Source organism: Pseudomonas sp. R4-15 (assembly GCF_055768815.1).
In genome coordinates this window covers 1,247,297-1,273,560 of record NZ_CM147293.1, presented here as the reverse complement: position 1 = coordinate 1,273,560, position 26,264 = coordinate 1,247,297, and the positions used below count along the sequence as shown (strand labels likewise).

The following is a 26,264-nucleotide window of genomic DNA, read 5'->3' as shown; positions in this document are numbered from 1 at the left end:
CAAGGAACTACCGCGTGCGCTCTCTATTCGCCCTGCTGGGCGCCTGCCTGCTGCTATCCGCCTGTAGCCATACTCCGGAGCAACCCAAGGTCCATTGGCTCGACCTGCACGCCCTCGGCGGGCAACTGCAAGGCCAGGCGCCTATCGCCGTCGGCTTCGACGTGGACGACACCCTGCTGTTTTCCAGCCCCTGCTTTTATTACGGCCAACAGAAGTACTCACCGGGCTCGGAGGACTACCTGAAGAACCCGGCGTTCTGGCAGGAGACCAACGGCGGGTGCGATCGCTATTCGATTCCCAAGGACATCGCCCGGCGACTCGTCGCGTTGCACCAGGCCCGTGGCGACCGCATCTATTTCATTACCGGACGGCCACGCACCGACGACGAGCAACTCAGCGCGATCCTCGAACAGACCTTTGCGCTGAAGCAGCGGATTCCGGTGATCTTCACCTCGGGGCCGGACAAGACGCGCTTCATCGCGCAGGAACACCTGGCGATCTATTACGGCGACGCCGACAGCGACATCGAGTCGGCACGCGCCGCCGGCGCCCGCCCCATTCGTGTCATGCGCGCGACCAATTCCACCTACAAGCCGATCCCGATACCGGGCTCGCTGGGCGAGGACGTACTGGTCGATTCAGATCGCTGAGCAGCCAGGGCCCACCACGCGCTCATTCGCCCCGGCGAACCTTGTTCCGGAAACACGGTCCGAGTATCGACGAGAGCGGTTGCAATACGACAAGCTCTGTTATACTGCCCACTCTCGTCAGCATACGTCCGGATGCCGTGCCCCTCAGGGTCGCAGGCGCACCGGGCGGAATCCCGCGACCTGCAGGGTTCCAGCCGGACAGACGATTCCCCTCGGCGCCTGTTCCAGTGATCCTTCGATCACCACGGAGTCCGCCCATGCCGAGCAGGGGTCCAGGCGCGAGAAAAGTGTTTTGGTCATCCCAGACAAACGACGAGTAACGACGCAACGCGCCCGTTCCGGCCGATGCTGCATGGCATCCCGGCGACCGGCGCCCTGGCCGCCAAGTAGCGTCCAGCGCCGCCACGTCATTCGACTCTAGCCCGACATATAGACAGGATTGCCCATGTCCTTTGCATCCCTCGGTCTCTCCGAGGCACTGGCCCGCGCCGTCGAAGCCGCCGGCTACACCCAGCCCACCCCCGTGCAACAGCGGGCGATTCCCGCCGTGTTGCAAGGCCGCGATCTGATGGTCGCCGCCCAGACGGGTACTGGCAAAACCGGCGGCTTCGCGCTTCCGGTACTCGAACTCCTCTTCCCGCAGGGTGCCGCCGACGGCAACCGGCTCAACCCGCGTCAGCCGCGCGTCCTGGTACTCACGCCGACGCGCGAACTGGCCGCCCAGGTACACGAAAGCTTCCGTGTCTACGCCCGCGACCTGCCCCTGAAGAGCGCCTGCATCTTCGGCGGAGTGGGGATGAATCCCCAGGTCCAGGCACTGGCCAAGGGTCTGCACCTGCTGGTGGCCTGCCCCGGGCGCCTGCTCGACCTGGCCGGCCAGGGTAGCGTCGACCTGTCCCAGGTCGAGATCCTGGTTCTCGACGAAGCCGACCGCATGCTCGACATGGGCTTCATCCATGACGTCAAGAAGGTCCTCGCGCGACTGCCCGCGGCCCGCCAGAACCTGCTGTTCTCGGCGACCTTCTCCAAGGACATCGTCGAGCTGGCGAGCAAGCTGCTGCGCGACCCCGAGCGCATCGAGGTAACGCCGCCGAACACTACCGTCGAGCGCATCGAGCAGTCGGTATTCCGCCTGCCCGCCACCCACAAGCGCGCCCTCCTCGCCCACCTGGTCACCCAGGGTGCCTGGGAGCAGGTGCTGGTGTTCACCCGCACCAAGCATGGCGCCAACCGCCTGGCCGAGTACCTCTGCAAGCAGGGCCTGCCGGCGGCCGCGATCCATGGCAACAAGAGCCAGAACGCGCGCACCAAGGCCCTGGCCGACTTCAAGGCCAACGCCATTCGCGTGCTGGTGGCGACCGACATCGCGGCCCGCGGCCTGGACATCGACCAGTTGCCCCACGTGGTCAACTACGAGCTGCCCAACGTCGAGGAAGACTACGTGCACCGAATCGGCCGTACCGGCCGCGCCGGACGCAGTGGCGAGGCCATCTCGCTGGTGGCGCCCGACGAAGAGAAACTGCTCAAGGCGATCGAGCGTCTCACCCGCCAGCAGATTCCCGGCGGCGACATGCAGGGCTTCGACCTGTCCTCGGTCACCGTCGAAGCGCCCGAGCAGCGCGCACCTGCCCCGGCCCGCCAGGCTCGCAACAAGCCCCGCGCAGAGCGTGGCGAGCGTACCGAGAAGAGCCGCAACCAGCCGTCGAAACAAGCCGCCGAAGGCAGCGGCGAAGCGGCTGGCAACGGCGAGCGTACGGGCCGCAAGCGGCGCAACCGCGGCAAGGGCAAGAAGGACGGGCAGCCCAACGAGGCCGCTGCGCAGCCGCGCCAGAACGGCAAGGCCAAGCCCAGCTCGCCCCAGGCCCTGCCGCCGGATCGCGATCCGGAAGAGTTCCTCGACGACGATTACGACAACTTCGGCAACCGCGCCGACTATGTCAGCCCGACCCCCAATAACGGCTCACGCCGTGGCCGCCAGGGTAGCAAGCCCCAGGGCCAGGGGCGTCAGCAGAACCAGGGCCAGCCACGCGCTGGCGGCAATGCCGGCAATGCGGGGGGCGCCAATCGTGGCAAATCGCAACGTCAGGGCCAAGGCCAAGGGCAGAAGTCTGGCGGTCGCCGCAACAACGGCGGTGGCCAAGGCCCCAATGCGCCGCGCGGCGGTTTCGGGGGTTATTCCGAACCGCGCGAGTCGATGATGCCCGAGCGCCCCACCCGGCAGCCGCTGATCGTCCGCAAGGGCGAGCGTCTGCCGACCCTGGAACAGCTCGACAGCCTGTCCAGCGAACAGCGTCGCAGCGAGAAGCCCGCACTCTTGGGTCGCAATCGCTGACCTTCGTCCAGGGCGCACGCCAATCGCGCGCGCCCTGGAAGGCTTCGCCACTGGCCAACAGGCAAGCGCCGCCCATCACCCTCGCGACGAAAACATCGAGACCTTGACGGCGGAACCTTGACGGCCGCCCGTGGGCTCCTGCACTCTCCTCGCCCCGGCAACAGATGCAATACCGGGGAGAACCCCAGCATGCAGTTTCAAAGCACTCGCGAAGCAGGACTGGACTTCGTCCGGCGTACATTCCTGCCGCGAACCCTCGGCTGCGCCCTGAGCTTTCTGTACATCGCAGTGGAAATCCAGGGGGACGATCCGGCCAACTGGATCTGGGCCTGGATGCTGCTCAACGGCTTCGCCTGGCCGAGCATCGCCAGGCTGCTCGCCTTGCGCTCCGCCAATCCCCATCAGGCCGAACTGCGCAACCTGCTGGTCGACTCCCTGTTCGCCGGCGGCTGGATCATGCTCATGCATCTGAGTCTGCTGCCCTCGGCGCTGCTGCTATCCATGGTGAGCATGCACAACGTGGCCGCCAACGGCCTGCGGCTGCTCGTGAAGGGACTGATTGCCAGTCTCCTCGGTGCCGTGCTGTTCGGACTGTTGAATGGTTTCGGGATCGACCTCGAGACCCGACAGGCCGCTGCCTGGGCCTGCCTGCCCATGCTGTTCCTGTACCCAATGAGCGTCGGCTGGACCAGTTATCGACTGGTCGCGCGCCTGAACGAGCAACGCCGTGCGCTGAGCATCCTCAACAGCTTCGAAGATGGCGACAACCTGCTGACCCGCGATGCCTGGATGCTCGCCTTGGGCTTGACCTTCCAGCGCTGCCGCAGTCGCAGCATCCATGCGACCCTGGGCCTGTTGCGCATCGACGAACTACCCGGCCTGCGGAACAGCCACGGACGCCTGGTCACCCAGGCGCTGTCCACCCGTCTGCTGCAGTTGAGCAAGTTGGAGACTCGTCAGGCCGATATCATCGGCGTACGCCAGCCCGGCGAGTTGGCGATCATCTTCCACCAGACCCGCCTGAGCGGCGCGCAGCAGTGCCTGGAGCGGATCGCCGAGAAATTCAGCAACTTCGGTCCGGAAGGCGCCTCACTTGCGAAGATCTCGATCAGCCTCTCGGCAGTGGAGTATCGCTTCGATTTCCTCAGCGAAATCGACTGGCTCGAAGCCAGTGAGCAGCGTCTTGGCGAAGATCCCCAACGAGAGGCGCGCCTGCGTCTGGCTCGCGCCTGAAGCGCCCGCGGGAGCAGACTCTAAAGAAAAACCGCGCCGGGGCCGAAGGGCCCGGGCGCGGTTTCAGGCAACCACCGGGTAAAGCGCTCAGGCGCCCGGACGATCCGTCGCCGGCAAGGCCTGCGCCGTATCCGGCTGGTTTTCCAGCCAGCCACCCCCCAGGGCCTTGTAGAGATTGACCTCGGCAGTGAGTTGCGACAGGCGATCCAGCACCGCCTGCTGGCGCGCGCTGAACAGCTGGCGCTGGGCGTCGAGCAAGGTCAGGTAACTGTCCACCCCAGCCCGATAGCGGCGCTCGGCGAGATCGTAGTAGGACTGACTGGAGGCCAACTGGGCGGCCTGCGCATCCATCTGCTCGCGATAGGTCTGACGTGCCGCCAAGCCGTCGGCAACCTCCTGGAAGGCCGTCTGCACCGCTTTCTCGTATTCCGCCACGCGCGTGTCGCGAATCACCTCGCTGTACTCCAGGCTGGCCTTCAGCGAGCCGGCATTGAAGATCGGCAGGCTGATCTGCGGCTGGAACAACCAGGTGCCCGAACCGCCGTCGAACAATCCCGACAACTCGCGGCTCATGGTTCCGGCGTTGGCCGTCAGGCTGATGTTCGGATAGAACGCCGCCCGCGCCGCGCCGATGTTGGCATTGGCCGCGCGCAGTTGGTACTCGGCCTGGAGGATGTCCGGACGACGCTCCAGCAGGTCCGAAGGCAAGCCGGCCGGCACCTCCTCGAGCAGGTCGGCATCCAGCGACAAGCCCTGCGGCAGGTCCACCGGTACCGAGCTGCCCAGCAGCAACACCAGGGCGTTGCGGTCCTGGGCGACGGCGCGGGTGTACTGCGCCAGGCTGACACGGGCGTTGTCTACCGCGGTGCGCGCCTGTTGCAGTTCGAGCGCCGAGGCAACGCCGACATCGAAGCTGCGCTGGGTCAGGCGCAGGCTGTTGCGGTAGGTCTCCAGCGTGTCCTGGGTGATCTGCAACAGGGTCTGATCGGCCTGCCAGGTGAAGTAGGCACTGGCGACGCTGGCCACCAGGGCGATGTGCGAGCTGCGCTGCGCTTCCGCACTGGCCAGGTACTGCTGCAACGCTTCCTCGCGCAAGCTGGCGAGACGACCGAAGAAGTCGACCTCCCAGCTAGTACCCAGGGTCGCGCTGTACTGGCTGCTGATGTACGACTCACCGCTTTGCGAAAGATCGGCCGGCAAGCGCTGACGCTGGCCGCCGGCACCGACGTCCAGCGTCGGATAGAGCGCCGCGCGATTGATGCGGTACTGCGCCCGGTAGGCTTCCAGGTTGAGCGCGGTGACACGCAGGTCACGGTTGTTCTGCAGCGCCACACCGACCAACTGACGCAGCGCCGGGTCCTGGAAGAAGCTCCGCCAGCCAGGCAAAGCCTGGCTGGGGCCGGCGTCGGCATAGGCCTCGCCTTGCGGCCAGGCCGCCGCCACCGGCGCCGCGGGGCGCTGGTAATCGGGAATCAGCGAGCAGCCGGAGAGCGCCGCCAATACCGCCAGGCTCAGAAGGGATTTCTTCATTGCTTGTGCTCCTCATGGGCGGCGGCCTCTTTATCGGCCTTGCTCTTGAACAACGAGCTGACGAGGACATAGAACAGCGGCACCCAGAAGATCGCCAGGACCGTAGCCGTGAGCATGCCGCCGATTACACCGGTACCGATGGCGTGCTTGCTGCCCGCGCCGGCACCGCTGGAAATCGCCATCGGCACCACACCGAGGATGAACGCCAGGGACGTCATGATGATCGGCCGCAGACGCATCCGGCAGGCCTCCACCGCCGCGTCGATCAGGCTCTTGCCCTGCTCGTGCAATTCCTTGGCGAACTCGACGATGAGAATGGCGTTCTTCGCCGCCAGACCGATGGTCGTAAGCAGACCGACCTGGAAGAACACGTCGTTGGACAAACCGCGTCCCATGGTCGCCGCCAGGGCACCGATGATCCCCAACGGCACCACCAGCATCACCGAGAAGGGAATCGACCAGCTCTCGTAGAGTGCCGCCAGGCAGAGGAACACCACCAGCAACGACAGGGCGTACAGGGCCGGGGCCTGGGCACCGGAGAGACGCTCCTCGAACGACAGCCCGGTCCAGGAGTAGCCGACGCCATCGGGCATCTCCTTCATGATGCGCTCGACTTCCGCCATCGCGTCACCGGAGCTGTAGCCCGGCGCCGGCTCACCGAGGATCTCGATGGCCGGGACGCCGTTGTAGCGCGAAAGCTTGGGCGAACCGTAGGTCCAGTGCCCGCTGGCGAAGGCGCTGAAGGGCACCATCTCGCCATCGGCGTTGCGCACGTACCACTTCTTCAGGTCTTCCGGATTCATCCGCGCTTCGGGAATACCCTGCAGGTAAACCTTCTTCACACGGCCACGGTCGATGAAGTCGTTCACGTAGCTCGAGCCCCAGGCGATGCTCAGGGTGCTGTTGATATCGGAAAGGCTCAGTCCATGGGCACGGGCCTTCTCGTCATCGATATCGAGCTGGAACTGCGGCTCGTCGGCCATGCCGTTGATACGCGTGCGCGCCAGCACTGGGCTCTTCGACGCCATTTCGAGCACCTTCCCGGCCGCCTGCGTCAGGGCTTCGTGACCGACGCTGGCCTGATCCTGCAAATACAGGTCGAAACCGGTCGCGTTGCCCAGCTCGAGCACCGACGGCGGGACGAAGGCGAACGCCATCGCATCACGGAAGGTGAAGAAGCGCTGCTGCGCACGCCCCGCCAGGGCGAACACGTCGGTGCCATCGGCAGTTCGCTCCTCCCAGGGCTTGAGCATGACGAAGGCGATACCCGAACTCTGGCCACGGCCAGCAAAGTTGAAGCCACTGACGGTGAATACCGAGTTCACCGTTTCCTTCTCGTCATTGAGCAGGTACTGGGTCATCTGGTCGAGCACCGCATCGGTACGCGCCAGGGTCGAGCCGGGCGGCGTCTGCACCTGAGTGAAGAGCACGCCCTGGTCTTCCTCGGGAAGGAACGAGGTCGGGATGCGGGTGAACATCCAGGCCATGATCCCGACAATCACCAGATACAGCAGCAGGTACGGGACCTTGTGCTTGAGAACGCCCACCACCCCGCGCTCATAGCCATGCACGCCACGTTCGAAGGTGCGGTTGAACCAGCCGAAGAAGCCGCGCTTGCCTTCCCCATGGTCACCCTTCTTGATCGGCTTGAGCAGGGTCGCACAGAGCGCCGGCGTGAAGACCAACGCCACCAGGACGGAGAGCGCCATGGCGGAAACGATGGTGATGGAGAATTGCCGGTAGATAACGCCGGTGGAGCCGCCGAAGAACGCCATCGGCAGGAACACCGCCGACAGCACCAGGGCGATGCCCACCAGCGCGCCCTGGATCTGCCCCATGGACTTGCGCGTCGCCTCCAGGGGAGAAAGCCCCTCCTCAGCCATCACACGCTCGACGTTTTCCACCACCACGATCGCATCGTCCACCAGCAAACCGATGGCGAGCACCATGGCGAACATGGTCAGGGTGTTGATGGAGAACCCGCAGGCCGCCAGGATGCCGAAGGTGCCGAGCAGCACGACGGGCACCGCCAGCGTGGGAATCAAGGTGGCGCGGAAGTTCTGCAGGAACAGCAGCATCACCAGGAACACCAGCACGATGGCTTCGCCCAGGGTATGCACCACGCCCTCGATGGAGGCGGAGATCACCGGCGTGGTGTCGTACGGATAGACCACCTCCACGCCCGGCGGCAGGAAAGGCTCCAACTGCGAGACGGTCTCGCGCACGGCCTTGGCGGTGTCCAGCGCGTTGGCGCCGGTCGCCAGCTTGAGCGCCATGCCCGAGGCCGGTTTACCATTGAACTCGGAGTTGATGCTGTAGCTCTCGCCCCCCAGTTCGACCTTCGCGACGTCGCGCAGGCGCACCTGGGAACCGTCGGCGTTGACCTTCAGCAGGATTTTCTCGAACTCTTCGGGAGTCTGCAGGCGGGTCTTGCCGATGATGGTCGCATTGAGCTGCTGCCCCTGTACCGAGGGCATGCCACCCAACTGGCCGGAGGAAATCTGCACGTTCTGCGACTGGATCGCCGACCTCACGTCGACCGGCGTCAGTTGGTAGTTCTGCAGCTTGGCCGGGTCCAGCCAGATGCGCATCGCGTACTGGGAACCGAAGACCTGGAAGTCGCCAACGCCCTTGGTCCGCGAAATCGGGTCCTGCAGGGTGGATACGATCAGGTTCGCCAGGTCGTTCTTGGTCATGCGGCCATCGGTCGAAACCAGGCCGATCACCATCAGGAAGTTTTTCACCGACTTGGTGACGCGAATCCCCTGCTGCTGAACCTCTTGCGGCAACAACGGCGTGGCCAGTTGCAGCTTGTTCTGCACCTGAACCTGGGCGATGTCCGGATCGGTGCCCTGCTCGAAGGTCACGTTGATGGTCATGCTGCCATCGGAGTTACTGTCCGAGGACAGGTAACGCAGGCCATCCAGGCCGTTCATCTGCTGTTCGATGACCTGCACCACGGTGTCCTGCACGGTGCGCGCGGAGGCGCCCGGGTAGCTCACCTGGATCGCCACCTGTGGCGGCGCGATGCTCGGATACTGATTGATCGGCAACTTGAGAATTGCCAGGGTGCCGGCCAGCATGATCACCAGGGCGATGACCCAGGCAAAGATGGGCCGGTCGATAAAGAACTTCGACATGAGGCTTATTTCCCCTGGGAGGCCTGGGTGGCGTCATCGTCGGAGGGCTGCTCACCGTAGGCCTTCGCGTCCGCTACGTTTTTCGCCGGATGGGCGCTCACCTCGACACCGGGGCGTACCCACTGCAAACCTTCGGTGATCACCTTGTCGCCAGCCTGCAGACCGCTGCTGACCAGCCAACGGTTGCCCACGGCGCGCTCGGTCACCAGCTCGCGGATCTCGACCTTGTTTTCAGCGTTCACCACCATCGCGGTCGGCTTGCCGCGGGTGTCGCGGCTGACGCCCTGCTGGGGTACCAGCAGCGCTTGCTGGCGCACACCGGCGAGCAACTCGGCATGTACGAACATACCCGGCATCAACAGGTGATCGGGGTTGGGGAATACCGCACGCAGCAATACCGAGCCGGTGCCTTCGTCCACCGAGACCTCGGAGAACTCCAGAGTGCCCTGCTGCTCGTAGGTGCTGCCGTCCTCGAGGCGCAACTGCACCTTGGCGGCGTTGTCACCGGCCTTCTGCAGACGTCCGGCTTCCAGGTCACGGCGCAGCGCGAGCATGTCGCGCACCGGCTGGGTCACGTCGACATAGATCGGATCGAGTTGCTGGATGGTGGTCAGCGCCGTCGCCTGGCCGTTGCTGACCAACGCGCCTTCGGTGACCAGCGAGCGGCTGATGCGGCCGGAAATGGGTGCGCGCACCTGGGTGTAGCGCAGATTGATGCGAGCCTGGGCCAGCGCCGCCTCGGCCTGCAGACGCGCCGCCTCGGCCTCGTCGTAGGCCTGCTTGCTGACGGCCTGATCGCCGACCAACTCTTTGTAACGACCGGCCAGCGAGCGCGCCGAAGCCAGGGTTGCCTCGGCACTCTTCAGCTCAGCGGCATAGGTCGAGTCGTCGATCTGGTAGAGCTGTTCGCCTTCCTTGACGTCACTGCCTTCCTTGAAGAGGCGTTTCTCGATGATGCCGTTGACCTGCGGGCGCACCTCGGCGACGCGGTAGGCCGAGGTCCGGCCAGGCAGGTTGACGGTCAGTCCGTAGGGCTCGGTTTGCAGCGTGACGACCCCGACGGAAGGCGCCTGCTGCGCCTGCTGGGGTTGTTCTTCCTTGTTGCAGCCCGCGAGCAACGACAGCACGCCGGCAGCAAGCACCAGAGAGACTGGCTTGATGCGCATAGTGAACCTCGATCGGAACGCCTCACGCAAACGACGCCAAGCGGGCCGCGCATGCAGGCAAGGGAGAGAGTAGTTGGACTTATAGAAGCGGAACCATACTTACATTCAGACGTGTTTGTAAACATGGGTAACACTCGGAAACACAGTGTTAGAGCATTGCAACAGAGGTCGGCGCACGTGCGTGCGCCGTTTGGTGAAGAAACATACTCCCGAAACGACGAATCGCGCCACCGGGGCGCGATTCGTACTTCCACTAAACCTGATTACTGGCGCACGCCTTCGAAACTGAAGTAGAGGCTGACCTGATCCGATTTCGGCCCCAGATCCATCATCTTCGCGAAATCCTGGCGATTGATGGTGGTGGTGCCTTCGAAGCCGGCGCGGTAGCCGCCCCAAGGGTCGTCGCCCTCGCCGAGGAAGGTCGCCTTGATGACCACCGGCTTGGTGGTGCCGGCCAGCGTCAGGTCGCCGGTGACGTCAGCAGTCATCTGGCCTTCTGCATTCTTGCCGGTGGGCTTGACGCCGGTGGAGACGAACGTGGCGTCGGGGTACTTGGCAGCGTTCAAGAAGTCGGCACTGGCGATGTGCTTGTCACGCTCGGCGTGGTTGGTGAACACGCTGGCGGTTTTCAGGGTGACGTTGATCTTGGCGTCTTCCGGCTGGGCGGCGTCGAAGCTGAAGCTGCCGTCGAAGTCACGGAAGGTGCCGGTGATGAAGCTGTAGCCGAGGTGGCTGATCTTGAAGTCGACGAAGGCGTGCTGGCCTTGCTTGTCGATCTTGTAGTCGGCGGCCATCGCCTGGCCAGCCATCAGAGCGCCGCCCAGGGCCAGAGTCAGTAGGGATTTCTTCAGCATGAGGTGTTCCTTCCTTTCACAGTGGTTGGATAAGGGTTGGTCTTGCGGCCGAGCATGCGCAGCAGCGTGGCATCACGGTCGACGAAGTGGTGTTTGAGGGCCGCCAGCCCATGCAGCACGGAGAAAATGACCAGCGCCCAGGCCAGGTAAAGATGAATCTGTCCTGCGACTTCCGCCTGCTCGGGCAGACCACTGAGCAGCGCCGGCACCTGGAACAGGCCGAAAACCGGGATGCCCACGCCATCGGCCGTGGAGATCAGGTAACCGGCGATCATCAACGCGAACAGCACGACATAGAGAAACAGGTGCCCGGCCTTGGCCATCGCGCGGGTCAGCGGCCCCTGGTTCGGCGTGGGCGGCGGAGGCGGGCTGACGAAGCGCCAGACCACCCGCAGCAGCATCACCGCCAGCAGCGTCAGTCCGATGCTCTTGTGCAGATCCGGAGCGGCCTTGCGCCACGGGTCGTAATAGCCCAGGTCCATCATCCACAGGCCCAGGCCGAACATGCCGAACACCGTTACGGCGACACCCCAGTGAAGCAGCATGCTGACCCCGCCGTAGCGCGAGGGGGAATTACGCCATTGCATCTGTAGGGTTCCTCGAGGAATGGAATGAGGCAGAGACTACCGTCGAAATAATGGTTTAAAAGCGCAATATCCTGCTTCGAAACATCGAATAATTAGATAACAAGAAATTTCCACCTCCGGCCCCACCGCAACGGGTGTAGACATCGATCTGCTAGGCTTGCCGCGCATTTCCAACGCGGGACCCCGTCATGAGCAACAACCATCAGTGGATGCAACGCGACCTCGAGGTGCTCTGGCACCCCTGCACGCAGATGAAGGACCACGAGCGCCTGCCGTTGATTCCGATCCGTCGTGGCGAGGGCGTGTGGCTCGAGGACTTCGACGGCAAGCGCTACCTGGACGCGGTGAGTTCCTGGTGGGTCAACGTGTTCGGCCACGCCAACCCGCGCATCGGCGCACGTATCCGTGCTCAGCTCGATGAGCTCGAACACGTGATGCTCGCCGGCTTCACCCATCAGCCGGTGGTCGAACTCTCCGAACGCCTGGTCGCGCTGACACCCGCCGGTCTGTCGCGCGTGTTCTACGCGGACAACGGCTCCTCCGGTATCGAAGTGGCGCTGAAGATGAGCCACCACTACTGGATCAACGTCGGCCGCCCCGAGAAGAAGCGCTTCGTCACCCTCTCCAACAGCTACCACGGCGAGACCGTGGCAGCGATGTCGGTGGGCGACGTGCCGCTGTTCACCGAGACCTACAAGGCGCTGCTGCTCGACACCCTCAAAGTGCCGAGCCCGGACTGCTACCTGCGCGAGGAAGGCGCCTGCTGGGAAGCACACTCGCGGGCGATGTTCGCGCACATGGAGCGCACCCTCGAAGCCCACGCCCATGAAGTCGCTGCGGTGATCGTCGAGCCGCTGATCCAGGGCGCCGGCGGCATGCGCATGTATCACCCGATCTACCTCCAACTGCTGCGTGAGGCCTGCAACCGACATGGCGTGCACCTGATCCACGACGAAATCGCCGTCGGCTTCGGCCGCACCGGGACGATGTTCGCCTGCGAGCAGGCCGGCATCACCCCGGACTTCCTGATCCTCTCCAAGGCGCTCACCGGCGGCTACCTGCCGATGGCCGCGGTGCTGACCACCGAGACCGCCTACGAAGCCTTCTACGACGACTATGCGACCCTGCGCGCCTTCCTCCACTCGCACACCTATACCGGCAACCCGCTGTGCTGCGCCGCCGCGCTGGCGACCCTGGACATCTTCCGCGACGACGACGTGATCAAGGCCAACCGCGCGCTCTCCGCACGCATGGCCAGCGCCACCGCGCACCTCGCCGATCACCCCCACGTCGGCGAAGTACGCCAGACGGGCATGGCCCTGGCCATCGAAATGGTCGCCGAGAAGCCCGGCAAGGTCGCCTACCCCTGGCAGGAGCGTCGTGGCCTGCAGGTCTACCAGCACGCGCTGCAGCGCGGCGCGCTACTGCGCCCGCTGGGCAGCGTGGTGTATTTCCTGCCGCCCTACGTGATCACCCCGGAGCAGATCGACTTCCTCGCCGAAGTCGCCAGCGAGGGCATCGACATCGCCACCCGCGAATCGGTCAGCGTGCAGGTGCCGGACGGCCCGACAAACTTCCACGACCCGGGCTGATCCGCCGACGCCAGGCAGGTAAACTGGCGCCCCACCGACTACCCGACACCGATGCCGATGCGCCTGTCCCGCCTGTTCGTCGAAACCCCGCTGGCCGCCGGCCTGATCGAGCTGCCCGAAGCCCAGGCGCATTACCTGGCACGCGTGCTGCGCCTACCCGCCGGTGCGGCCGTGCAACTGTTCGACGGCAGCGGCCTGGAATACCGCGGGCAGCTCGCCGAGGTCGGCAAGAAACGCGTCAGTGTCGAACTCGAAGCCGGCGTCCCCGGCCTTGCCGAGTCGTCCCTGCGCGTCCACCTGGGCCAGGGCCTGTCGCGCGGCGAACGCATGGACTGGGCGATCCAGAAAGCCACCGAACTCGGCGTCAGCGATATCACCCCGCTGTTTTCCGAACGCTGCGAGGTGCGCCTGAACGACGAACGCGCCGACAAGCGCCTGGCCCACTGGCGACAGATCGCGATCAGCGCCTGCGAGCAGTGTGGCCGTTCGGTGCTGCCACAGATCCACCCCCCACAGCCGCTGGATCGCTGGCAGGCGCAGATCGAAGCCGACCTCAAGCTGGTCCTGCACCCGGTCGCCGCCGCCCTGGAAAGCCACGCCCGCCCCGCCACGCTGGCCCTGCTGATCGGCCCCGAAGGCGGCCTCGACGACAATGAAGTGGACGCCGCACGGCAGCACGGCTTCCAGCCCGCACGCCTCGGCCCGCGGGTCCTGCGCACCGAAACCGCGCCGGTGGTAGCACTGGCGGTGGCGCAGCAACTGTGGGGCGATTTCTAGTCCCCAGCAGCGGCAATCGGTCCGCACCCGGAGCGTACGCCGGGCTTAACGCCGCCTGCGCCAGCGGGTAATAATGTGCCATCCCGAGCGGCCAGTCGGCCGTTCGGGCGATGGCTCGCCTTGCCCCGTCCGGACGACGGGCCGGGAATCGTAGGCGGAAATGGACCACGCCACCCCTCCAAGGATGGATACAATGCACAGACACGCTCTCACGGGGCTGTTGCTAACCAGCGCCCTCCTGACCGGCTGCGCCCAGCACGCCGAAGCCCCGCTGCCGACCCACTTCCCCACCGACCAGCAGCCCAAACTGCAGGCCGCTTCCCACTGGCAACTGATCGCCGAGGACAGCGCCCGACAATTGCTCAAGGCCATGCCTGATCGGCGTCCGCTGTACGTCACCGCCAGTGCTACACCGAGCCCCTTCGAGCGGGCCTTCGTCACGCACCTGTCCGGCATCCTCGCCAACGCAGGCCATCCGGTGATGAAGCATGCCGGCCTCGGCACCCTGCAGGTCGATGTCAGCAGCCAGCCGCTGCGCTTCTCCGCTGACCGTCAGCGTCCCGCCTTCGGCGGTGAGTTCACCGCACTGGCCGGCGGCCTCTGGGTACTTCGCAATCTCTACGAAAACGTCTCGCCCGGCGCCGCCATGATCGGCGGCGCCGTCGCCCTGGACACCACCCGCTGGCTCGGTGCCGAAGGCGATGGCGGGATGCAGGTGCCGCGCACCGAGTTGATCGTCACCACCCAGGTGTCCGACAGCGAGCGTTACTACGCCCAAATCAGCAATGCCTACTACACCACCGAGAGCGACTGGGCGCTGTACGCACGCAACTACGCGCTGCCGGTCAAGGGGGGCAACTGATGATGCGCTCCTTCCTTCTCGCCCTGAGCGCAGCCCTGATGCTGGCACTGACCGGCTGTGCCAGCTCCGATGCCGGTTATGCCAGCGACAGCAATCCCTTCATCCGCGCCAACCACCGCGCCGCCGAAGCGCTGCTAGCGCAACTGCCGGCCACCGGTAGCACCTTGATCATCGCCACGGTGGTCAATATCGACGCCCTTGATCGCTCCTCCACGCTCGGCCGGCTGATCTCCGAGCAGGTCTCCTCGCGTTTCACCCAGGCCGGGCAGCGCATGATCGAGATGAAATTTCGCAACAGCGTGTACATCTCACAGACCCAGGGTGAGCTCATGCTCACTCGCGAGTTGCACGAACTGGCCAGCAACTACGCGGCGCAGGCGGTGATCGTTGGCAGCTATGCAGAGAGCAAGGACTACGTCTACGTGAACCTCAAGGTCATCCAACCCAACAGCAATGCCATACTCGCCGTGCACGACTACGCCCTACCGCTGGACAACGACGTGCGCGCCCTGCTGCGCGACCGCCGCTACTGAGCCCGCGTCACGCAACGTGGCGACAGTCGTCGCGGCAGACGCACTGCCGCGACGACCCCGAATACCCCTTCCAGCCTCGCCTACTAACGTAGCCTGGGCGGCGCTTTCGGAGTCGCCAATCCCGCTCCGGCCGCCTTCAACGCATCGGCAAGACGTCCGGCGACAGCGCCGGGCTCATCGGTACCCGCAACCGCGGGTAAAGGCTTCACCTGCCGCCGCCTATCCCAGCCATCGAGGACTTCGCATCGCTCCGGAGAGGTACTGGCACCCCGCCAATAGTGGCAATCCAGAGCCTCTCCCGTTCAGTTTTATGTAAGTGGCGGCTCTTATCGTCGACCCTGGAAGTGACCAGACGGTCACGTGGCGTTCTGCCAGCAAACGGCAGGACAGACACCCGTATTCATGGGAGACATCCGATGCCATCGACCAGCCGCTCCGCCCCCCAGCAGGATCAATCCCAGGACCGCGACGAGACTTTACACAGGCTACTGCAGGGCTTTCGCCGCTTTCGCGACGAGGTCTATCCGCAGCAACAGGCGCTGTTCCAGCGCCTGGCCAGGGCCCAGCAACCCGGCGCCATGTTCATTACCTGCGCGGATTCGCGCATCGTTCCGGAGCTGATCACCCAGAGCGACCCCGGCACCCTGTTCGTCACCCGCAACGTCGGTAACGTGGTGCCGCCCTACGGGCAGATGAACGGCGGTGTCTCCACCGCCATCGAGTACGCCGTGCTCGGCCTCGGCGTGCGCCACATCATCGTCTGCGGGCACTCCGACTGCGGCGCGATGAAGGCCGTGCTCGACCCGCCGAGCCTGGAAGGCATGCCTACCGTGCGCGCCTGGCTAAGACATGCCGAGGTGGCGCGCAGTGTGGTCGAGAACAACTGTCGCTGCGCGGCCCACGAAACCCTCGGCGTGCTCACCGAGGAAAACGTAGTGGCGCAACTCGACCACCTGCGCACCCATCCATCGGTGGCGGCGCGCCTGGCCAGCGGCCAGTTGTGCATCCACGGCTGGGTCTACGACATCGACAGCGGCGGCATCCGCGCCTACGACGAGCAGGCGCGCCGCTTCCTGCCGCTGGATGGCGAACAGTTGCCCTCGGCCACCCCGGCGCCACGCTTCGCCCGCGCGAGCTGACACCGTAAAGGCCGGCAGACGGCCGGCGCCTTCGTGCCCAGGGCCGGTTGCCGTTGCGCCCGCGAACCGCGTGGCCGCGCGCTGCGACGGCAGGCCCTTTCCAGGAGAGTCCTCCGATGAACTTCATGCGCACCCTGCCACGCGACGCCATGGCGTCGGTCGTGGTCTTCCTCGTTGCCCTGCCACTGTGCATGGGCATCGCCATCGCCTCCGGCATGCCCCCGGCCAAGGGCCTGATCACCGGCATCGTCGGCGGCATCGTGGTCGGCCTGCTGGCTGGCTCGCCGCTGCAGGTCAGCGGTCCCGCGGCTGGCCTCGCGGTACTGGTCTTCGAACTGGTCCGCACCCACGGCATGGCGGCCCTCGGCCCGGTGATCCTGCTCGCCGGAGCGATCCAGTTGCTCGCCGGGATGTTGCGCCTGGGCGGCTGGTTCCGCGTCACCGCGCCAGCGGTGGTCTACGGCATGCTCGCGGGGATCGGCATCCTCATCGTGCTATCCCAGGTCCACGTGATGCTCGATGCCTCGCCACGTGCCTCCGGCCTGGACAACCTGATCGCCTTCCCCGGCGCCCTGGCGGCCGCCTTCGATATCGTCGGCGGCGACAGTTCGCTGACCGCCGGCACGCTCGGCCTGGGCACCATCGCCTGCATGTGGGGTTGGGAGCGCTGGCGGCCGGCGCGCCTGCGCTTTCTCCCCGGAGCGCTGATCGGCGTTGCCGCAGCCACCCTGGCGAGCCTCTGGCTGGGGTTGGCGGTACGTCGCGTCGAGCTGCCGCCGAACCTGGGCGAGGCGATCGACTGGATCACCCCAGAGGGAATGGCCAGCCTGGCCAATCCGCAGTTGCTGATCGCCGCGGTGGCCATGGCCTTCATCGCCAGCGCCGAGACGCTGCTCTCTGCCGCCGCGGTCGACCGCATGCACAACGGCCCGCGTTCGCACTTCAACCGCGAGCTGTCCGCGCAGGGCGTGGGCAATCTGCTTTGCGGTGCGCTCGGTGCGCTGCCGATGACCGGCGTGATCGTACGTAGTTCGGCCAACGTGCAGGCCGGCGCGCGCAGCCGCAGCTCGACGATCCTCCACGGGGTCTGGCTGCTGGGGCTGATCGCCTTGCTGCCCGGCGTGCTGCAGAGCATCCCGGTCGCCAGCCTCGGCGGCGTACTGGTCTACACCGGCTGCAAGCTGGTCGATCCCAAGGCGCTGCGCCAGCTCGGCCGCTACGGTCGCCTGCCGCCGCTGATCTACCTCGCCACCGCGCTGTGCATCGTCTTCACCGACCTGCTCACCGGGGTGCTGGTGGGCTTCGCCCTGACCCTGCTGCGCCTGGTGTGGAACGCCTCGCGACTGCGCATCCGTCTGGTCCACGGCGACGAACAGGAGGCCGAGTTGCGCCTGGCCGGGGCCGCCACCTTCCTGCGCGTGCCGCAGCTGAGCCAGGTACTCGCGGACGTGGCGCCGAGCACCCGTTTGCGTGTGGAGCTGAGCCAGGTCGGCTACATCGACCACGCCTGCCTGGAGCTGCTGGAGGATTGGGGACGTGCCGCCCGCGCCCAGGGCGGCAGCCTCGAAATCGTCGAGGGCGCCGCGCTCAAGCGCCGGGTGGAGGGTCACCAGCGCACCGCACTGGCCTGAAGGGCGCGACTCAGAGCTGGAAGCGCGCGGTGCTCTGCTGCAGGCTGTGACTGCCCTCGCGCAAGCGTTCGGCCACCGCATGCACGCCGCGCGCACCGTCGAGCAGGCTGGCGGCGGCCTGGTCGACCTGCAGGATGTTGCCGCTGACCTCCTCGGCCGTCGCCGCCTGCTGCTCGGAGGCGGCGGCGATCTGCACCACCCTGTCGCTAACCCGCTGTACCGCCGCGGCGATCGACTCCAGTCCGTCGCCCAGCTCGATGACGCGCTCCACGTCACCCTCGGCCTGGGCACTGGCGCTCTGCATCAGGGCGACCGACCGCGCCACCACCTGCTGCAGGCCCTCGACGGTCGTGCTGATTTCCAGCGTCGAGGCCTGGGTGCGCTGCGACAGGCTGCGCACCTCATCTGCCACCACCGCGAAGCCACGCCCCTGCTCACCGGCGCGCGCGGCTTCGATCGCCGCGTTGAGCGCCAGCAGGTTGGTCTGTTCGGCGATGCCCTTGATCACCTCCACGATGCGGTCGATCTGCTGCGCCTGGTCGCGCAACTGCCCCAGCGCCTCGGCAGTCTCGCCCAGACGCGCGCGCAGCTGATGCATGCTCTCGCGGGTCTGCCGGCTGTTCTGGCTGCTGCGCTCGGCGGTTTCGTGGCTCTGCGCGGCCTCCTGCGCCACCCGCTCGCAACTCTCGGCGACGCCCTGGGCGGTCGCTGCCATCTGCGTGGCCGCGGTGGCAATCTGGCTGACCTGCTGCTGTTGCTGCTCCACCGCGCGCAAGGCCGACTGCGCCTGCTCGCCCAGCGTAACCACCGTCTCGCCCAGGCCACCGGTTTCGCGTTCGACGCCCTGCAGGGACACGCGAATCTGCCCCAGTGCCTCGTTGAGTGCCGTGGCAATGGACGCCAGTTCGTCACGCCCGTGCACCTTCACGCTGTGCTGCAACTGGCCATCACGCAGCGACTGCGCCAGCGCGGTGATCCGCGCACTGCTGGCGCGGATGCTCGCCTGCAGACAGAGCAGCGCATAGAGGGCCAGCAGCACCAGCACACCATAGGCGGTGAAGGTGACGATCAGCCCGCGCAAGGCCTCTTCGCGGTACTCGCCCAGGCGCGTATCCAGGCCCTCCAGGGTCGCCTCCTGCATGCGCGACAACGCCGCCTGGGCGCTGTCCATGCCCTGCTCGAACTCATCGACCGGAAGCTGGATGCCACCGTCGCCGAATACCCGGGCATCGAGCTGCTGCAGCCAGCCCTCGAAGGCGCCGAGGTCAGCGGTGAAGGTCTGCGACCAGCCCTGCAGCGAGGCCGGCAGGCTCTCCTGCAGACGCTCGGAGAACTTGCCCAGTTGCCGCCGCGACTGCTCGGTGGCGTTGCGTATCTCGCGCAACTGCAAACGGCTCTGCAGGCTGAAGGCGCCGGAGAACACCGCTCCCTGACCGACGCTGGCGAGCACCCCGAGCTGCTCCTGCAACTGCGGTACGCCCTGGGTCGCGGTCAGCATCAACAGATAGGTATCCAGCCAGGGGTCGAGGATCAAACCACTGTCGGTGGCCAGTTGGTCGCGCAGCCGGGCGTTCAGCGTCAGCGCCTGACCAAAGCGCGCGTAGGCGTCCGGCCACCAGCCGAGGTCGTCCAGCGCGCCGGCCTGCAACTGCTCCAGCGCAGGCGACAACGCCTGCAGCAGGGCCTTGCCGTTGGCTCCCGTCGTCGTCTCCCCGAGCACCTGCTGCAGGCCCTGCAGGGCCGCCGCCACCTGTGCCTCACCGGCCTCGTAGCGGCTGCGCGCGGCCTGGGCCTGCTCGCTGACCTGGCGGGTCTGCTCCGTGGCCTTCCAGCGCGCCGCGAGATCACGCTGGTGCAGCAAGGCTTCCTGCAAGGCATCCAGCGCACGCAATTGGGTCACGCCCTTGCGCTCACCGCCAATCGCCTCGAGCTTTTCCAGATAGGCATTCCCCATCGACCAAAGCGCGTACCCCAGTGGCAGGACGAACAGCAACGCCAACAACTGGAACTTGCGCGCAAAACTGAAGCGCTCCAATACCCGCATGCCGGGCAACAACAGTGCATTCATCGCCAACCCCTCGAACAATGGCGATTTGACAGCAACTCGCACGCCAGACGACGCGACATTTTCGAGAGTCAAAGAGACACAAATGCCCGCAAAATGGCGGGTAAACGGTCAATTCCACAGGTTTCACGGTGATCGCCGTCGGTCGGAGTCCGCGCGGTGTTACCGATCAGGCACTCAGCCGTTCGCGCAAGCGTCCGAGCATCCCCAGCAGGCTGCCCACGCGGGCCTTCTCTCCGTCATCGCGCGGTGCCTGTGCCTGCCGCGTCAACCGCGCGGAGGGTTCGGCGCGCCATTGCCGGGCCTGCTCGGCGGCGGCCTGCAGGCCCTTGTCGAACAACCCGGGACGCACCGGGCGTGGCAGGTAGCGGAAGATCTGCGCCTCATTGATCAGCGCCAGCAGCGACTGGGTGTCGCGAAACGGCGTGACCACCAGGCTAAGCAGCCGCGGATGCGCCTGCGCCAAGCCCTTGAGCAGCGGCGCGGTGTTCTCGCCGGACAGCTTCAGGTCGCTGACCAGGATGTCCACCGGCTCATCGTTGAGCAGACGCATGCCTTCGGCCAGGGTCGCGGCGCGCAGCAGGCGATGCCCACCGCCGCTGCAGAAGCCGTCCACCACGGGCAGGGTCTCGTCGGTATCGTCCAGCAGCAGCAGGGTCAGCGGCGCCGCGCTCGCCGTGGAGGCCGTGGGCGGTGCTGCGCTGCCCGGACGGCAGGCCGCGATTTCCGCCGCCTGACGCAGGGTGAAGGCCATTTCCTGGGGCTCCCAGGGCTTGGTCAGGTAGCGGAAGATGCCACCGCTGTTGAGCGCCTGCACCGCCGCGTCCAGGTCGGAATAACCGGTGAGCAGGATGCGCAGGGTCTGCGGCGCGATGGCCTGGGCCTGCTCCAGCAGTTCGGCGCCGCTCATGCCGGGCATGCGCTGGTCGCTGACGAGGATGTCCACCGGTTCATCGCGCAGGCGCTGCAGCGCACGAAGGGGGTCGCTCTCGGTGAGCACCTGATAGTGATTGCGGAACTGCATGGCGAGGCTGCGCAGGATGCGCTCCTCGTCGTCGACGAACAGAATGCGCACGGCTGCATCCATCTAGGCGTTCCTCTGCAGGGGGTTCGGCAGGCTGATCTGGAAACGGGTGCCGCGCCCGGGCTCGGAGGCCACGCGCAGTTTCCCGTTGTGTTCGCGAACGATCCGGTAGCTGATCGACAGCCCCAGGCCGGTGCCCTCGCCCACCGGCTTGGTGGTGAAGAAGGGATCGAAGATGCGCGCCCGCACCTCCGGCGGCATGCCACGGCCACTGTCGCGCACGGAGATGTGCAGGCCCTCGGCGTCGGCCCAGCTATGGATGCGGATGCTGCCCGGACCGTCGATGGCCTGGGCGGCGTTGGTCAGCAGGTTGAGCAACACCTGGTTGATCTGCGAGGGCGAGCAACGGGTGGTCGGCAGCGTGCCCAGTTGCAGATCCACCTCGATGCGGTCCTTGAGGTGGTGGCGGGCGATCAACAGCGCGCTGCGCACGCAGTCGTTGAGATCGACTTCCTCGCTCATGGCGCGGTCCAGGCGGGCGAAGTCCTTGAGGCCGACCACCAACTCGGCGATCTGCCCGAGCCCGTAGAGGGTGTCCTCGAACAGTTGGCGAAAATCTTCCTCCAGGGCCTGCGACGACGACTGCTCACAGGCCTGGGCGATGCCCTCCAACGCCAGCTCCAGGCGTTCGGCCTCGCAACGTTCGTCGGCCAGGCAGGCGGCGAGCTGCGTCTGCGCGCGGGCCATCTCGAACACCGGCGCGGCAAGCTCCTGAAGCAACTGCACGTTGTTCTTCACGTAGCCGAGCGGCGTGTTCAACTCGTGCGCGACGCCGGCGACCATCTGCCCCAGCGAAGCCATCTTCTCCGACTGCACCAACTGCGCCTGGGACTCCTTCAGGTCCACCAGCGCCTGGTGCAGCACCTGGTTACGCTGGGCGACGCGCGCCTCCATGGCCTTGAGCAGATCGAGCACGGTGCCCAAGCCACGGTACCGGCCGCGGGCATCGACCAGGATGAAGTCCTCGGTGATCGGATACTGCAGCCGCGCGGTGACCTGCTGGGCGGCGGCCTCCAGGCCCGCGTCCAGGCGGATCACCAGCGGCTGCGCGTTCATCACCTCATGTACCGGATGGCGGCCCCGCAGGTCGCGGCCGAAGCGCTGCATGAAGATGTCCTGCAGTCGCGTGCGACTGACCAACCCCAGCGGCTGGCCGTCCGCATCGACGACCGGCAGGGACAGGAAGGCCTTGTGCTCGACGGTCAGCAGGCGGTCGGCGACCTCGCTGAGACTCAGCTCAGGGGACAACGGCACTACCGGCTTGAGCAGGGTCGCAAGCGCACTGGCGGCGACGGTCATGACTGCCTCGGCGAAAACGGGAAGTCTGCATTAGGCCTGCGCCGGATGAAGGTCTCATGACAGACGCATGACTGCCGCGCGAGTAGGCATCCGTTCAGGTGCCGAAGCGCTCGAGCATGCATGCTTGCCGCGCACCGCCCGCACCGACGCACCCGTTCGGGAATCGCTCCTCGGGCCTCTGTCTCCCTCGTTCCTTCGCAGTACGGGACCTTCCTTATGGATTGGCACAAGGCGCTCCTCGACAGTCTGCAATGGCTCGCTGTCGCCTCCCTCGTCACCCTCGTCGGTTTTACCCTGTGCGCCACCCTGCTGGCTCGCTACACCCACTGGGGCCGGCAGTTCTGGCGCATCTCCGGCGCCTACTTCGACCCGCGCAATGGCTGGCGACCGCTGCTGGTGTTCGCCGCGCTGTTGATCCTGGCGCTGCTCGCGGTGCGTATGAACGTGCTCTTCTCGTTCTGGTACAACGGCTTCTACAGCGCCTTGCAGGCACTCGACCAGCCGGCCTTCTGGATGCTGCTCGGGGTGTTCGCCGTGCTCGCCGCGATCCACGTGACACGCGCGCTGATCGATTACTACGTGAATCAGGCGCTGAGCATCCACTGGCGCACCTGGCTCAACCACCGGCTGACCCGCGACTGGCTGGAAGGCGATGCCTACTACCGCGGGCAGTTCATCGAGGAACCGGTGGACAACCCCGACCAGCGTATCGAACTGGACGTGGCGGCCTTCGTCTCCGGCTCGCTCTCCCTGGCACTGGGCGCGGTGGGCTCGCTGGTCTCGCTGGTGGCCTTCAGCGGCATCCTCTGGGGTCTGTCCGCACCGCTGACGCTGGCCGGCGTGGAGATTCCGCGGGCGATGGTCTTCGCCGTGTACCTCTACGTGATCGTCGCCACGCTGATCGCCTTTCGCCTGGGACGCCCGCTGATCCGCCTGAACTTCCTCAACGAGCGGCTCAGCGCGAACTTCCGCTACGCCTTGGTGCGCCTGCGCGAATACGCCGAGAACATCGCCTTCTACCAGGGCCAGGCGGTCGAGCGACGCACCCTCGATGGCCGCTTCGCAGCGCTCATCGGCAACCTCTGGGCACTGGTCTACCGGACCCTGAAGTTCGACGGTTTCAACCTGGGGACCAGCCAACTGGCGGTCGTGTTTCCCTTCATCCTACAGGCGCCGCGCTTCTTCAGTGGCGCGATCAAACTCGGCGACGTGATGCAGACGGCGCAGGCCTTCGGCCAGGTGCAGGACGCGCTGTCGTTCTTCCGCAGCAGCTACGACGCCTTCGCCCAGTACCGGGCCACCCTGCAGCGTCTCGACGGTTTCCTCGAGGCCAACGGGCAAGCCCGCGCGCTGCCTCGCGTGGACACCCGTGTCCGCGCCGATGCCTTGCGCATCAGCGGCCTGCAGGTGCGTCGCCCGAACGGCGAACGCCTGCTGGAGAACCTCGACCTGCAGCTCGCCCGCGGCCAGGCGTTGCTGGTGAAAGGCCCTTCCGGCAGCGGCAAGACCACCCTGCTGCGCGCCCTCGCAGGACTCTGGCCGCATGCCGACGGACAGGTCGAGCGGCCCATCGGGAGCCAGGCATTGTTCCTCGCGCAACGGCCCTACCTGCCACTGGGCGACCTGCGCACGGCGCTCGCCTATCCGGGCACCCCGCCGGAAGAGCCGCAAGCCCTGCAACAGGTCCTGCAGCAGGTCTGCCTGCCACAGCTGGCGGCGCACCTGGACAAGCCCCAGGACTGGTCGCGCGTGCTGTCCCTCGGCGAACAGCAGCGCCTGGCCTTTGCCCGGGTACTGCTGAACCGCCCCACCATCGTCTTCCTCGACGAGTCCACCTCAGCCATGGACGAAGGTCTGGAGCAGTCGCTCTACGCACTACTGCGCCAGGAATTGCCCGATACCCTGCTGGTCAGCGTGGGGCATCGTGCCACCCTCGCCGGTTTCCACAGCCATGTGCTGACGGTCGACGGCCAGGGCGGCTGGCAGTTCGACGCACGGGCGACGGGCGTCTGACACAGGCAGGTTGGGGGAACTTCGTGTGCCCCAACCTGGGCCCAAACCTGGCCTATCGGTCAAAATCGTGCGCCACGAGAAGGCACGTCCACTGGCTTAGGACGAGGCCCGCCTGCGTCTGCTGAAATCCACGCCATAAATTTTAGCGTTAAATATCATGGCGTTACGAAAGCCCCACAAAAAATCCCTGAATACAAAAGAGCTGGCCTCGTTTTTGCTCTCGCCAGAAAGCCTGACCCATCGGCCAACTTTATGAAGGCCGACTCCCATACCGGCAACAGACCGGAAGGACAGGCCCTCACTCGACATGTACTCAGGAGCCCCACCCAATGAAGTTCGCTTCCCGCTACCTCTTGCTAGGCGCCGCCATCGCCTTCGCGCATACCGCTTCGGCGTACGACCTCGACCCCCAGTGCAAGGGATCGGCGAGCAACCTTTCCGAAATGCTTGGCTGCGGCTCCGTCGACGGTAGCCTGAAGCTCTACAACTACTCGACGCACCACGCCTACTTCGGCGACTCCAATCAGGACACCACCACCGTCGGTGGCCACGCCACCTACAAGACCGCACAGTTCAACGGCTTCCAGGCTGCGATCGGCATCAACGGGCAGAACCGCGTCGCCCGCGGCTCGTCGGAGATCAGCGAACTGGCCGGCAACCGCCTGGGCCTGGGCGAAGCCTGGCTGTCCTACACCCAGGGCAAGTTCAGCATCAAGGCCGGTAATCAGAAGCTCGACCTGCCGTTCATGGGCGACTACTCCAACTACCGCGTGCTGCAGTACCTCTACCAGGGCGTGGACATGAAGTACGGCGATACCGAGAACTTCGTCCGCCTGACCCGCGTATTCCGCGCCAAGCCCTACGGCTCCTCGGCCTTCAACGACGTTTCGCGCCTCAATGACGACGCCTTCCTGCGTGACAGCGACGGCGTGCCCTACGACAGCGACAGCGATGGCGTGATGGCCGTGGGTCTGGGCAAATCCTTCGACCTGGGTGGCGGCAAGCTGAAGACCCAGCTGTGGATGGAGAACTACTACGACCTCGAGCGGATGTTCTACGGCGAAGCCAAGTACGGTTTCACCGATGCCACCTGGAGCCCGGAGATCGGCGTCCAGGGCATCCGTTCCACCGACATCGGCGACTCCGACCTGGGCAAAATCAACGCCCGCACCCTCGGCGCCCAGGTCGTCCTGCACCCGCTGCCCAAGCTCACCTGGCAGATCGGCTACGACAAGCTGTTCATGGATGACGAGGCCTACCTCAACGGCAACACCTCGGCGCCCTACTCGCACAACACCTCGTCGGGCCCGTACTTCGCCCAGCCGTTCTTCACCAGCACCCAGGACCTGGGCACTGGCAACGCCTTCCAGACCCAGCTGTCCGCGCCGGTGGGCAACAACCTGTTCCTCGCCACCCGCTACTCCTACATGCAGGGGCGCAACCAGGCCGGCGACGACCGCGACTACTCCGAGTACCTGGTATTCGGCATCTACAAGTTCGGCGGCGCGCTGAAGGGCTTCAGCATCGGCGACTTCTTCGGTGTGCAGACCTCGCCCTATTACGACAAGAACTTCGTGCAGAACCGTCTGCAACTGTCCTACGACTTCTAAGTGCCGTGCGGATCGCCCCGTGCGGGCGATCCATCCCCTACCCCCCAATGGCCCGGCGACGGGCCATTGGTCGTTATAACGGCTAACCACGCCTTCATCTTTCGCCACGGCTGCAATCCTGCGCGCCCCTCCTAGCCGCCAGGTTTCGCCGTGCGCCATCGCACGCG

General features: G+C 65.9%; 19 protein-coding genes and 1 pseudogene. 11 read left to right on the top strand and 9 right to left on the bottom strand.

What is annotated here, in order from left to right; genetic code table 11:
- Positions 1-14 precede the first annotated feature (14 nt).
- The 3 genes from aphA (at position 15) to ACYRGX_RS06010 (ending at position 4,215) form a co-directional block, all read left to right on the top strand.
- Entirely contained in the window at positions 15-650 is a 636-nt protein-coding gene (gene aphA, locus ACYRGX_RS06020) for an acid phosphatase AphA (RefSeq protein WP_473055700.1), read from the top strand.
- 445 nt (positions 651-1,095) lie between these two features.
- Positions 1,096-2,982: a DEAD/DEAH box helicase gene (locus ACYRGX_RS06015; RefSeq protein WP_473055699.1), complete on the top strand. Its 1,887-nt coding sequence runs from the start codon at positions 1,096-1,098 to the stop codon at positions 2,980-2,982.
- A gap of 189 nt (positions 2,983-3,171) precedes the next feature.
- The gene (locus ACYRGX_RS06010) at positions 3,172-4,215 is read left to right on the top strand and encodes an MASE2 domain-containing protein (RefSeq protein WP_473055698.1); all 1,044 of its coding nucleotides are present in this window, start codon (positions 3,172-3,174) and stop codon (positions 4,213-4,215) included.
- Between the two features lie 87 nt (positions 4,216-4,302).
- Here the strand turns inward: ACYRGX_RS06010 and adeC are convergent, their stop codons facing one another.
- From adeC to ACYRGX_RS05985, 5 genes are all read right to left on the bottom strand, one after another.
- Entirely contained in the window at positions 4,303-5,745 is a 1,443-nt protein-coding gene (gene adeC, locus ACYRGX_RS06005; protein ID WP_473055697.1) for an AdeC/AdeK/OprM family multidrug efflux complex outer membrane factor, read from the bottom strand.
- A complete protein-coding gene (locus ACYRGX_RS06000) occupies positions 5,742-8,885 on the bottom strand; it encodes an efflux RND transporter permease subunit (RefSeq protein WP_473055696.1) in 3,144 nt (1,047 codons plus the stop codon). The genes adeC and ACYRGX_RS06000 overlap by 4 nt, the downstream gene beginning before the upstream one ends.
- Before the next feature lie 5 nt (positions 8,886-8,890).
- The gene (locus ACYRGX_RS05995) at positions 8,891-10,051 is read right to left on the bottom strand and encodes an efflux RND transporter periplasmic adaptor subunit (RefSeq protein WP_473055695.1); all 1,161 of its coding nucleotides are present in this window, start codon (positions 10,049-10,051) and stop codon (positions 8,891-8,893) included.
- 263 nt (positions 10,052-10,314) lie between these two features.
- The gene (locus ACYRGX_RS05990) at positions 10,315-10,905 is read right to left on the bottom strand and encodes a YceI family protein (protein ID WP_473055694.1); all 591 of its coding nucleotides are present in this window, start codon (positions 10,903-10,905) and stop codon (positions 10,315-10,317) included.
- Positions 10,899-11,492: a cytochrome b gene (locus ACYRGX_RS05985; protein ID WP_473055693.1), complete on the bottom strand. Its 594-nt coding sequence runs from the start codon at positions 11,490-11,492 to the stop codon at positions 10,899-10,901. Before ACYRGX_RS05985 ends, ACYRGX_RS05990 begins: the two co-directional genes overlap by 7 nt.
- A 188-nt stretch (positions 11,493-11,680) precedes the next feature.
- Here ACYRGX_RS05985 and ACYRGX_RS05980 point away from each other — a divergent pair, with 188 nt between their 5' ends.
- The 6 genes from ACYRGX_RS05980 (at position 11,681) to ACYRGX_RS05955 (ending at position 18,026) form a co-directional block, all read left to right on the top strand.
- Entirely contained in the window at positions 11,681-13,084 is a 1,404-nt protein-coding gene (locus ACYRGX_RS05980) for an adenosylmethionine--8-amino-7-oxononanoate transaminase (protein ID WP_473055692.1), read from the top strand.
- Positions 13,085-13,141: 57 nt separating this feature from the next.
- The gene (locus ACYRGX_RS05975; RefSeq protein ID WP_473055691.1) at positions 13,142-13,861 is read left to right on the top strand and encodes a 16S rRNA (uracil(1498)-N(3))-methyltransferase; all 720 of its coding nucleotides are present in this window, start codon (positions 13,142-13,144) and stop codon (positions 13,859-13,861) included.
- 193 nt (positions 13,862-14,054) lie between these two features.
- Complete coding sequence (locus ACYRGX_RS05970) at positions 14,055-14,723, top strand: hypothetical protein (protein ID WP_473055690.1); 669 nt, start codon at positions 14,055-14,057, stop codon at positions 14,721-14,723.
- Complete coding sequence (locus ACYRGX_RS05965; protein ID WP_473055689.1) at positions 14,723-15,256, top strand: FlgO family outer membrane protein; 534 nt, start codon at positions 14,723-14,725, stop codon at positions 15,254-15,256. The genes ACYRGX_RS05970 and ACYRGX_RS05965 overlap by 1 nt, the downstream gene beginning before the upstream one ends.
- 416 nt (positions 15,257-15,672) lie before the next feature.
- Entirely contained in the window at positions 15,673-16,395 is a 723-nt protein-coding gene (locus ACYRGX_RS05960; protein WP_473055688.1) for a carbonic anhydrase, read from the top strand.
- Between the two features lie 116 nt (positions 16,396-16,511).
- Positions 16,512-18,026, top strand: a complete 1,515-nt coding sequence (locus ACYRGX_RS05955) for a SulP family inorganic anion transporter (protein ID WP_473055687.1) — start codon at positions 16,512-16,514, stop codon at positions 18,024-18,026.
- 10 nt (positions 18,027-18,036) lie between these two features.
- Here ACYRGX_RS05955 and ACYRGX_RS05950 read toward each other — a convergent pair whose 3' ends face one another.
- From ACYRGX_RS05950 to ACYRGX_RS05935, 4 genes and pseudogenes are all read right to left on the bottom strand, one after another.
- The gene (locus tag ACYRGX_RS05950; protein ID WP_473056639.1) at positions 18,037-18,741 is read right to left on the bottom strand and encodes a methyl-accepting chemotaxis protein; all 705 of its coding nucleotides are present in this window, start codon (positions 18,739-18,741) and stop codon (positions 18,037-18,039) included.
- Positions 18,742-18,894: 153 nt separating this feature from the next.
- Positions 18,895-19,167: pseudogene (locus ACYRGX_RS05945) on the bottom strand (HAMP domain-containing protein); the annotation flags it as partial.
- A 1,093-nt stretch (positions 19,168-20,260) separates the two neighbouring features.
- The gene (locus ACYRGX_RS05940; RefSeq protein ID WP_473055686.1) at positions 20,261-21,178 is read right to left on the bottom strand and encodes a response regulator; all 918 of its coding nucleotides are present in this window, start codon (positions 21,176-21,178) and stop codon (positions 20,261-20,263) included.
- Positions 21,179-22,474 (bottom strand): ATP-binding protein, encoded by a 1,296-nt coding sequence (locus ACYRGX_RS05935; protein WP_473055685.1) that lies wholly within the window; start codon positions 22,472-22,474, stop codon positions 21,179-21,181.
- A gap of 216 nt (positions 22,475-22,690) precedes the next feature.
- Here ACYRGX_RS05935 and ACYRGX_RS05930 point away from each other — a divergent pair, with 216 nt between their 5' ends.
- A complete protein-coding gene (locus tag ACYRGX_RS05930) occupies positions 22,691-24,487 on the top strand; it encodes an ABC transporter ATP-binding protein/permease (protein WP_473055684.1) in 1,797 nt (598 codons plus the stop codon).
- Positions 24,488-24,816: 329 nt separating this feature from the next.
- Positions 24,817-26,097: a hypothetical protein gene (locus tag ACYRGX_RS05925; RefSeq protein WP_473055683.1), complete on the top strand. Its 1,281-nt coding sequence runs from the start codon at positions 24,817-24,819 to the stop codon at positions 26,095-26,097.
- The last annotated feature ends 167 nt before the right edge of the window (positions 26,098-26,264 follow it).

Excerpts from the sequence above, each read along its gene's own strand:
- adeC (WP_473055697.1), bottom strand. The coding sequence starts at position 5,745 with ATGAAGAAATCCCTTCTGAGCCTGGCGGTATTGGCGGCGCTCTCCGGC.
- ACYRGX_RS05960 (WP_473055688.1), top strand. The coding sequence starts at position 15,673 with ATGCCATCGACCAGCCGCTCCGCCCCCCAGCAGGATCAATCCCAGGAC.
- ACYRGX_RS06000 (WP_473055696.1), bottom strand. The coding sequence starts at position 8,885 with ATGTCGAAGTTCTTTATCGACCGGCCCATCTTTGCCTGGGTCATCGCC.
- ACYRGX_RS05935 (WP_473055685.1), bottom strand. The coding sequence starts at position 22,474 with ATGACCGTCGCCGCCAGTGCGCTTGCGACCCTGCTCAAGCCGGTAGTG.
- ACYRGX_RS05980 (WP_473055692.1), top strand. The coding sequence starts at position 11,681 with ATGAGCAACAACCATCAGTGGATGCAACGCGACCTCGAGGTGCTCTGG.
- ACYRGX_RS05940 (WP_473055686.1), bottom strand. The coding sequence starts at position 21,178 with ATGGATGCAGCCGTGCGCATTCTGTTCGTCGACGACGAGGAGCGCATC.
- ACYRGX_RS05985 (WP_473055693.1), bottom strand. The coding sequence starts at position 11,492 with ATGCAATGGCGTAATTCCCCCTCGCGCTACGGCGGGGTCAGCATGCTG.
- ACYRGX_RS05955 (WP_473055687.1), top strand. The coding sequence starts at position 16,512 with ATGAACTTCATGCGCACCCTGCCACGCGACGCCATGGCGTCGGTCGTG.
- ACYRGX_RS05990 (WP_473055694.1), bottom strand. The coding sequence starts at position 10,905 with ATGCTGAAGAAATCCCTACTGACTCTGGCCCTGGGCGGCGCTCTGATG.
- ACYRGX_RS05975 (WP_473055691.1), top strand. The coding sequence starts at position 13,142 with ATGCGCCTGTCCCGCCTGTTCGTCGAAACCCCGCTGGCCGCCGGCCTG.
- ACYRGX_RS05965 (WP_473055689.1), top strand. The coding sequence starts at position 14,723 with ATGATGCGCTCCTTCCTTCTCGCCCTGAGCGCAGCCCTGATGCTGGCA.
- ACYRGX_RS06010 (WP_473055698.1), top strand. The coding sequence starts at position 3,172 with ATGCAGTTTCAAAGCACTCGCGAAGCAGGACTGGACTTCGTCCGGCGT.
- ACYRGX_RS05930 (WP_473055684.1), top strand. The coding sequence starts at position 22,691 with ATGGATTGGCACAAGGCGCTCCTCGACAGTCTGCAATGGCTCGCTGTC.
- ACYRGX_RS06015 (WP_473055699.1), top strand. The coding sequence starts at position 1,096 with ATGTCCTTTGCATCCCTCGGTCTCTCCGAGGCACTGGCCCGCGCCGTC.
- ACYRGX_RS05970 (WP_473055690.1), top strand. The coding sequence starts at position 14,055 with ATGCACAGACACGCTCTCACGGGGCTGTTGCTAACCAGCGCCCTCCTG.
- ACYRGX_RS05950 (WP_473056639.1), bottom strand. The coding sequence starts at position 18,741 with ATGGCAGCGACCGCCCAGGGCGTCGCCGAGAGTTGCGAGCGGGTGGCG.
- ACYRGX_RS05925 (WP_473055683.1), top strand. The coding sequence starts at position 24,817 with ATGAAGTTCGCTTCCCGCTACCTCTTGCTAGGCGCCGCCATCGCCTTC.
- ACYRGX_RS05995 (WP_473055695.1), bottom strand. The coding sequence starts at position 10,051 with ATGCGCATCAAGCCAGTCTCTCTGGTGCTTGCTGCCGGCGTGCTGTCG.